The sequence below is a fragment of the Phenylobacterium sp. genome, from assembly GCF_036263695.1.
GTDB lineage: Bacteria > Pseudomonadota > Alphaproteobacteria > Caulobacterales > Caulobacteraceae > Phenylobacterium.
Window position 1 is genome coordinate 1 of the sequence record NZ_DATAGM010000448.1, and the last position, 8028, is coordinate 8028.

The following is an 8028-nucleotide window of genomic DNA, read 5'->3' on the forward strand; positions in this document are numbered from 1 at the left end:
CGACCCTCGCAGTAGCTGCAGTGCTCCTGGCGACCGCGGCCTTGATTGCCCTGGCTCTGGGTCAACGCCTCGTCGGAGGGATCGCTCGCCTCACTGCAGCGGCTGCCGAGGTCGCGGCCAGCGCAACTCCCAGGTACGAGCTCAGCGGCATCTCGGAGATCGATGAGGTTGGGCGGGCGCTCGAGAGCGCGGTGCGCGAGCGGGACCGAACGCAGGAAACATTTCGGCTCGCCCAGGAGGTCGGTGGAATTGGAGCTTGGGAGTGGGATCTGGTGAGCGATCTCGGCTTCGTCTCGGCCAGCTACCGCGAGATGCACGGGCTTACCGAGGCGCCACGACTCCTGCGCCTTTCCGACGTGATCGCGACCATCCACCCGGAGGATCGGCGTGATTACACTGAACGGCTGGCGCTAGCGCGAGAAACCGTAGCCGCCTCGACGAGCGAGTACCGTGTCGTACGACCGGACGGCTCCGTGCGATGGCTATACGCCAAGGGGCGTTCCATCATCGATCGAGATGGGACAGCGCGCCGCGCCTTGGGTGTCGTAGTGGACATTACGGATCGGCGAGAGAGCGAGGACCGTCTCCGGCTGCTCATGCGCGAGGTTGATCACCGGGCCAACAATCTGCTCGCCGTGGTGCAGGGTACAGTGAGCTTGAGCCGCGCCCACGACGCAGAAGTCCTGCGCGAAGTCATCCTCGGCCGAATCGAAGCTCTTGCCCGAGCACACCAGCTCCTGGCCGCGTCCCGGTGGTCGGGGGCAGATCTCCAGACCCTGGTACGAGAAGAAGTCGCGCCGTTCCTGCACGGAGATCCTGATCGCGTTACAATTGACGGGCCGACGCTACCGATAGAGCCGTCCGCTGCTCAGGCTCTGGCGATGGCGCTGCATGAGCTCACCACCAACGCCGCCAAACACGGGGCGCTGAGCGCCACGACAGGCAGCGTCGACATCAGGTGGACCGTCACCCATGGAGTGCTCCGGCTCGTGTGGACGGAGAGCGGCGGCCCTGCCGTCAGGCCGCCGAAGGAGCGGGGGTTCGGCACGACGCTCCTTCAAAGAGCGCTAGCGGGAAGCTTGCGCGGCCGCACTGAGCTGGAGTGGCGGAGGGACGGGCTAGTCTGCAGCGTCACGATGCCGATCGGCACGGACAGTCTGTTTGGCGGCAGGAACACCGAAGAAGGCCTCATGGCGTCGCTTAGCGACTAGCAGGAGCGCGCCCGGCGAGTATTCAGCGCCTAGGGCTCGATCTTATTGCCGTGGCAGTCAACTGCGAATAGCCGGGTCGGCCCAATGAATACGACAATGCGCTCGCAGTCGCCGTGCTCGCCGAGCAGAGCGGGGATGCGAGCAAGCGTGTCGGAGGCACGTTTTACTTGGACCGTTTGAACGGGGGTCGGATCGCCGGCGTAGAAGACCTTCAAGTAGTACATCCAACAGCTTTGCGCCTTCCTCTCGCCATCGCCTATCATTGATAGCTGACTGGGGCGCTGTGACGCGGCGCTGCTCCTACCCACGCGCCAACACGCCTGAGGGCTGAGGCTGGAAGGCAGACCGCGCAGGTGGCTGCAAGTCGCTGTACGCGATCCCTGCGTAGAAGCATCGGACAATGAATGACGGTGGCGGACGGGGTGGGATTCGAACCCACGGTGGGCGTGAACCCACGGCGGTTTTCAAGACCGCTGCCTTAAACCACTCGGCCACCCGTCCGGAACGGCGCTTCTAGCAGGGGCGGGGAGGGCGCTCCACCGCCTCTTCGGAAGGGTTTCATTAACCCTGAAGCAAGCCTCGGCCGTCAGGATGGGCGCAATCACCCCATTCGCCCGAGGAGCCTGTCTCTCATGGCCGCCGTCCGCGCTTTCGCCCGTCCCGCCCGCTCGCTCGCGCTCGTCCTGATGGCGGGGGCCAGCGTGGCCGCCTGCGTCTCGCCCAAGTACGCGTCGCGGCTGCCGTCGACGCCGGGCGCGCCGGGGGCGGGGATCAGCGGGCCGCACTACAAGGTCGGCAAGCCCTACCAGGTGGGCGGGATCTGGTACACGCCGCGCGAGCAGCCGGACTACGACGAGACGGGCGTCGCCTCCTGGTACGGCCCGGGCTTCCACATGAAGGCGACGGCCAACGGCGAGACCTTCGACCAGGCGCTGGTCTCGGCCGCCCACACGACCCTGCCGCTGCCGAGCTGGGTGGAGGTGGAGAACCTGGAGAACGGCCGCAAGCTGGAGGTGCGGGTCAACGACCGCGGGCCGTTCGTCGGCGGGCGGATCATCGACCTGTCGCAGGAGGCGGCCCGCCGGCTCGGCTTCGAGCAGAAGGGCACGGCTCGGGTCCGGGTGCGCTACCTTGGCCCGGCCCAGCTGCCGACCTCGGGCCTGCAGTACGCGTCCAACACGCGCAACCCGGCGCCGGCTGCGATGACGCCTGTGGCGAATCCGGCCCCGTCCGCGCCTCCTGAAGACCTGTGGGCCCCACCGAAGACCGTCTCCTCGCCGAGCACGGTGTCGGCCACCGAGCTCACGCCGCTCGACCTGCCGCCGGCCGCGCCGCCGGCCAGCGCGCCGGCGCTGACGCCCGCCTCGACCACGACGCCGCTCACCTCGACCATCGGCCAGACCGCGGCCTTCCGGATCCAGGCCGGCGCCTTCACTAACTGGGACAACGCCCGCAAGACGGCCGACGCCATCGATGCTTCGGGCGTCGGGCGGGCCAAGATCGAAACCGTCTACGAGGGCGGGGTGAACATCTACCGGGTGCTGATCGACGGAGCGGCGGACGAGATCGAGGCCGCGTCGTTGCGCGAGCGGGTGGTCGCCACCGGCTTTGCCGACGCGCGCGTCGTCCGGCGCTAGACATCCTGCGCGAACCGGCCATTTTGGCGCCCGTGGCGCGCGGACGGTTCATCACTTTCGAGGGCGGCGAGGGCGGCGGCAAGTCGACCCAGGTCCGCGCCCTGGCCGCGCGCCTGGAGAACGAGGGCGTCGAGGTGGTGGCCACCCGCGAGCCCGGCGGCTCGGTCGGCGCCGAGAGCATCCGCGACCTGCTGGTCACCGGTTCGGCCGACCGCTGGAGCCCGATCACCGAGACGCTGTTGATGTACGCCGCCCGGCGCGACCACATCGAGCGGGTGATCACGCCGGCCTTGGCGCGCGGCGCCTGGGTGGTCTGCGACCGCTTCGCCGATAGCACCCGCGCCTACCAGGGCGCCGGCGGCGGGACCGATCCGGCGCTGATCGCGGCCCTGGAGGCCCATGTGCTGGGCGAGATGCGGCCCGACCTGACGCTGATCCTCGACCTGCCGGTGACTGAGGGGCTACGGCGGGCCCACAGGCGCTCGGGCGACGAGACCCGGTTCGAATCCAAGGGCGCGGCCTTCCACGAGAAGCTGCGGCAGGGGTTCCTGGCGATCGCCCGGGCCGAGCCGGGCCGCTGCGTGGTGATCGACGCCGCCCAGCCCGTCGAGGCGGTGGGCGAGGCGATCTGGGGCGCGGTAAGCGCCCGCCTGCCGCTGCATGCCTGAGGCCCCGCCGCATCCGCGCGAGGTGTTCGACCTCACCGGCCACCAAGCCAGCGAGGCGGCCTTCGAGGACGCCCGAGCGCGCGGGCGGCTGCACCATGCCTGGCTGCTGACCGGGCCGGAGGGGGTGGGCAAGGCGACCTTCGCCTACCGCGCCGCCCGCCGGCTGCTGGCGGCTGCGCCCGAGCCGCGGCTAGGGCCGCTGGGCTCGGACCCCTCCGATCCGGTGAGCCGGCAGGTGATCGCCCGATCGCACCCGGACCTGCTGGTGCTCGAGCGGCTGACCGAGGACGGCAAGCCGCGCAAGGTGATCCCGGTGGACGAGGCCCGGACCCTGGCCGAGTTCTTTTCCAAGTCGCCGGCCACGGCGCCCTACCGGGTGGCCATCATCGACGCGGCCGACGACCTCAACGTCAACGCCGCCAATGCGGTGCTGAAGACGCTGGAGGAGCCGCCGCCGCGGGGCGTGCTGTTCCTGGTCAGCCACGCGCCCGGCAAGCTGTTGGCCACCATCCGCTCGCGCTGCCGCCGGCTCGCCTTCAGCCCGCTGCCGGAGGAGGAGGTGGCCGCCTTCGCTCGCCGCTACGCCGAGGCCACGCCCGAGGACGCCCTGCACCTGGCGCGGATGAGCGGCGGCGCGCCCGGCCGGGCGCTGACGCTCGCCGCCAGTTCCGGTATCGAGATCGACGAGGCGGCCCGGGCGATTATAGCCGGCCTGCCCGCGCTGAACGAGGCCGCGGCCCTGGCGCTGGCCGACAAGTTCCGGGGCGGGGAGGGGCCGGCCCTCTTCGCGCTGACTTTCGAGCGGCTGGCCGACCGGATCCACGCCTTCGTGGCCGAGGCGCGCGGCGAGCCGGCGGCGCTTGATCGCTGGGCTGCGGCGTGGGAGACGCTGCAGCGCCTGCCGCGCGAGGCCGAGGCGCTCAACCTCGACCGCGCGGACGCCTTCTTTGCGGCCCTCAAGGAGCTGAAGGCCGCCGCCCGCGCCTGAACCGGATGCTGATCGACAGCCACGTCAACCTGCACGCGCCCCAGTTCGACGCCGACCGCGAGGCGGTCATCGACCGGGCGCGCGAGGCGGGGATCGCCCTGATGGTCAACATCTGCGACCGGGTCTCCAACTTCGCCGCCGTGCGGGCCGTGGCCGAGGCGTCGGACATCTGGTGCACGGTCGGGACGCATCCGCACGAAGCCAAGGAAAACCCGCAGCTTGCGGCGGACACCTTGTGCGAAATCGCGGCCGACCCGAAGGTCGTCGGGATCGGCGAGACGGGTCTCGACTTCCATTACGACCTCTCGCCGCGGGACATCCAGGCCAGCGTCTTCCGCGTGCACGTGGAGGCCGCCCGCCGAACTGGCCTGCCGCTGGTGGTCCACACGCGCGAGGCCGACGCGGTGATGGGCGAGATCCTCGAGGACGAGTATGCGCGGGGGCCATTCCGCCTCCTGATGCACTGCTACACCTCCGGCGCCGAACTGGCCCGACGGGCGGCGGCTCTGGGGGCCTGGTTCTCGGTCTCGGGGATCGCCACCTTCAAGACCGCCGAGGACGTCCGCGCCGTGGTCCGCGAGATGCCGGCCGACCGGATCATTCTCGAGACCGACTGTCCTTATCTGGCCCCCGTGCCGCACCGCGGGCGGCGCAACGAGCCCGCCTATCTGCCCCAGGTGTTGGAAAAGCTCGCCGAGATCCGCGGCTGGAGCGTCCAGGAGGCGGAAAAGCGGACCGAGGACGCCTTCTTCGCCCTGTTCGAGCGGATTTCGCGGCCATGAGCGGGGTGCTGGAAGTCACCATCCTCGGGTGCGGTTCCTCGGGCGGCGTGCCACGGGCCGACGGCGACTGGGGCGTCTGCGATCCGGCCGAGCCAAAGAACGCGCGGACCCGCTGCTCGCTGCTGGTCCGGCGCAAGGGCGGGCAGGGGGAGGAGACGACCGTGCTGGTCGACGCCTCGCCGGACCTTCGCCTCCAGACGGCCGCGGCGGGAGTGAAGCGGCTCGACGCGCTGCTGCTCAGCCACGACCACGCCGACCAGACCCACGGCATCGACGACGTGCGGGCCTTCTTCATCCGCCAGCGGGCCAAGATCCCGTGCCTAATGGATGCCGCGACCCACGCCTCGATGATGCGCCGGTTCGGCTACATTTTCGAAGCCGAGGGCGGCTATCCGGCTACCTGCGAGGCGCGCGAGCTGCCGGCGCATGGGCCGACCTGGATGCTGGACGGGCCGTCCGGCGCAATTCCTGTCTCGACCTTCGACCAGGACCACGGCGGTGTCCGCTCCGTGGGCTTCCGGTTCGGGAACGTGGCCTATTCAAGCGACGTGGTCGGCCTGGACGAGGCGGCGTTCGCGGCGATGGAAGGCGTGGAGGTGTGGATCGTCGACGCCCTTCGCTGGCGCCCGCACCCCACCCACGCCCATGTGGAGCGCTCGCTGGAGTGGATCGCCCGGGTGAAGCCGAAGCGCGCCATCCTCACCAACCTGCACATCGACCTGGACTACCACGACCTCGCCGCCAAGCTGCCGGAAGGCGTCGAGCCGGCCTACGACGGGCTCGTGTTCGAGCACCAGCTCGGGGCCGATTTCCCGTGATTTCCCGTCCTCTTAAGCTTGGTTTCCTCGCCTCGCGCAACGGCAGCGCGATGCGCGCGATCGTAAACGCCATCGAGGGAAGGGCGCTGGACGCGCAGGCGCGCCTGCTGGTGAGCAACAACAAGACCGCGCCGGCCCTGGCCTTCGCCGCCGAGCACGGCGTGCCGACCCTGTGCGTACCCACCCAGAGCGATCCCAACACCGCCGATGCGCGGCTGTGCGAGGCGCTGCAGGCCTCCGGCGTAGAACTGGTGGTGCTGTCGGGCTATCTGCGCCGCCTGGGGCCCAGGACGCTGGCGGCGTACCGCGAGCGGATCCTCAACATCCATCCGGGCCCGCTGCCGGCGTTCGGCGGCGAAGGCATGTACGGCCGGCGCGTCCATGAGGCGGTGATCGCCGCCGGGGCGCCACAGAGCGAGATCTGCATCCACCTGGTCGATGAGGAATACGACCGCGGCCCGATCGTCGCGCGCCGCGCCGTCGCCGTCGAACCCGGCGAGACCGCCGAGACGCTGGAAGCGCGCATCCTGGCCCTGGAGCCGCCGTTCTTCGTCGAGACGCTCCAGCAGATCGCCGAGGGCGCCTGCCGGCTGCCTTAGAACAGCCATCTCGCATTTCCGATAATCTTCCTTAGGCGAAGAATGCCTGCGCCCTCTGTGCCGTAGGAACTGCGCGCCCCGCTTCCCGTTTCGGCCTCCGATCCCTCGTGGAGAGACGTTCAGGCCAGCCATGAGACCGCGGACCCCACAGCATCAGGCGCGCAGGCTTGGCCCTGCGTTATCCGGGGCGATCGCCGCGGCGGCGATCGGGCTGGGCTGCGGCGAAGCGCTGAAGCCGACGCCGGAGGAAAGCGGCCTGCCCCGGCCGCCACAGCTGATGCACCTCAGCGAGGTCGAGCTTGCCGTCCTCGAGCGGATTCCGAGCCGCCTCTGGCCCAGCGTGCCGGCGCCCTGGCGCACCTGACGCTCCGCGCATCACGAACACGCGCGAAGCGCTTCTTTAATGAAAATGCCCGCGATGCGGGAACTTGCCCGCCCGCCTGGTGTTGACCTGACGCGTGGCGCCCCACCCGACGCAAGCCACGCAAAACCCAAGCCCCCCAAAGGCCCCGTCGCACAATCGGCGGGGCCTTCCCCGTTCAGCGGAAGCGGTAGATCGCCGGATTGACCGGCGGGATGTCGCCGGCCGCCGGCTCCAACCGCACGCGTCGGCCGCCGCAGGCGCAGCGCAGGCGTGCCTCGAACGCCCTCAGCGGCAGGCCGTCACCCAGCCACTCGGCGACATCGAGGGCGCTGGCCGCGCCGCAGGTCGCCGAGGCGCACCGCGCCACCATCACGCCCGCAGGCGGCGCAGCCGCCTTCGCCGCCTGTTCCATCAGTCCCCAATCCGAGCCGTCGTGAGCCATGTCGCCTCCTGATGTGGGAACAAAAGCAGAACTGCGTGGCGAGCGCCAGGGCCCCGCGGCTGCATTTCGGCATGATTCAACCGCCCTCGCCCAGTCCCCGCCCCGTGGGCGTCAGCATGCCGCATCGCGAGGCAGCCGCTGCGTTCCCATATTAGGACAGTGCTAAGGCCCGTCAGAGGCCGGGCGGCGGTGGATTCCGCCAAACTTTAGAAAATCCAGCCGCTAAGCGGCGCAATCGCATCATCCGAAGAGGTGGATCGTTGGACCACGCGAACCCGCGCGCGCTCGCGCCGACCCATCCTTGGAAGCGTCTGGCCGTGTTCGCGCTGCTGGCGATCTGGGCGCTGGCCTTCTTCACGGTCGCGGCTCAGGCGAGCGGCTATGTGGGCGCGAATCTGACCTCCCGCCCAGCGACAGCCGAGGAGCGCACCGCGGAGGTGCTGGCCCAGTTGTTCCCCCGCATCGAGGAGCCGGCCTACGAGACCGTTTGGCAGGGAAAGGACGTGGACGGCGACGGCG

The 8028-nt window shown here is 70.0% G+C and carries 11 protein-coding genes and 1 tRNA gene; 9 read left to right on the top strand and 3 right to left on the bottom strand.

Annotation, left to right across the window (positions count from 1 at the left end):
• Positions 1 to 1211 (top strand): HWE histidine kinase domain-containing protein (locus VHK87_RS18015; RefSeq protein ID WP_329636274.1); only part of this gene is annotated, 1211 nt, incomplete at its 5' end.
• A 29-nt stretch (positions 1212 to 1240) separates the two neighbouring features.
• On the opposite strand, the gene VHK87_RS18020 is transcribed toward VHK87_RS18015, so the two are convergent.
• Together VHK87_RS18020 and VHK87_RS18025 are read right to left on the bottom strand one after the other, a co-directional pair.
• Positions 1241 to 1426 carry a hypothetical protein gene (locus tag VHK87_RS18020; protein ID WP_329636275.1) on the bottom strand — a complete coding sequence of 62 codons (186 nt, stop codon included), beginning with the start codon at positions 1424 to 1426 and terminating at the stop codon, positions 1241 to 1243.
• 196 nt (positions 1427 to 1622) lie between these two features.
• Positions 1623 to 1712, bottom strand: a tRNA-Ser gene (locus VHK87_RS18025).
• 131 nt (positions 1713 to 1843) lie between these two features.
• Between VHK87_RS18025 and VHK87_RS18030 the strand changes: the two genes are divergently transcribed.
• The 7 genes from VHK87_RS18030 to VHK87_RS18060 all read left to right on the top strand — a co-directional run bounded on the left by VHK87_RS18030 (position 1844) and on the right by VHK87_RS18060 (position 7067).
• Positions 1844 to 2848: a septal ring lytic transglycosylase RlpA family protein gene (locus tag VHK87_RS18030; protein WP_329636276.1), complete on the top strand. Its 1005-nt coding sequence runs from the start codon at positions 1844 to 1846 to the stop codon at positions 2846 to 2848.
• 32 nt (positions 2849 to 2880) lie between these two features.
• Complete coding sequence (gene tmk / locus VHK87_RS18035) at positions 2881 to 3516, top strand: dTMP kinase (protein ID WP_329636277.1); 636 nt, start codon at positions 2881 to 2883, stop codon at positions 3514 to 3516.
• Entirely contained in the window at positions 3509 to 4504 is a 996-nt protein-coding gene (locus VHK87_RS18040) for a DNA polymerase III subunit delta' (protein WP_329636278.1), read from the top strand. Before tmk ends, VHK87_RS18040 begins: the two co-directional genes overlap by 8 nt.
• The gene (locus tag VHK87_RS18045) at positions 4501 to 5286 is read left to right on the top strand and encodes a TatD family hydrolase (protein ID WP_329636284.1); all 786 of its coding nucleotides are present in this window, start codon (positions 4501 to 4503) and stop codon (positions 5284 to 5286) included. Before VHK87_RS18040 ends, VHK87_RS18045 begins: the two co-directional genes overlap by 4 nt.
• A complete protein-coding gene (locus tag VHK87_RS18050) occupies positions 5283 to 6104 on the top strand; it encodes an MBL fold metallo-hydrolase (RefSeq protein ID WP_329636279.1) in 822 nt (273 codons plus the stop codon). Before VHK87_RS18045 ends, VHK87_RS18050 begins: the two co-directional genes overlap by 4 nt.
• Entirely contained in the window at positions 6101 to 6703 is a 603-nt protein-coding gene (locus VHK87_RS18055; RefSeq protein ID WP_329636280.1) for a phosphoribosylglycinamide formyltransferase, read from the top strand. Before VHK87_RS18050 ends, VHK87_RS18055 begins: the two co-directional genes overlap by 4 nt.
• Before the next feature lie 130 nt (positions 6704 to 6833).
• Positions 6834 to 7067, top strand: a complete 234-nt coding sequence (locus tag VHK87_RS18060) for a hypothetical protein (protein ID WP_329636281.1) — start codon at positions 6834 to 6836, stop codon at positions 7065 to 7067.
• A gap of 175 nt (positions 7068 to 7242) precedes the next feature.
• On the opposite strand, the gene VHK87_RS18065 is transcribed toward VHK87_RS18060, so the two are convergent.
• Positions 7243 to 7509: a hypothetical protein gene (locus tag VHK87_RS18065; RefSeq protein WP_329636282.1), complete on the bottom strand. Its 267-nt coding sequence runs from the start codon at positions 7507 to 7509 to the stop codon at positions 7243 to 7245.
• Positions 7510 to 7769: 260 nt separating this feature from the next.
• Here VHK87_RS18065 and VHK87_RS18070 point away from each other — a divergent pair.
• A partial coding sequence (locus VHK87_RS18070; protein WP_329636283.1) for a hypothetical protein occupies positions 7770 to 8028 on the top strand: 259 nt, incomplete at its 3' end.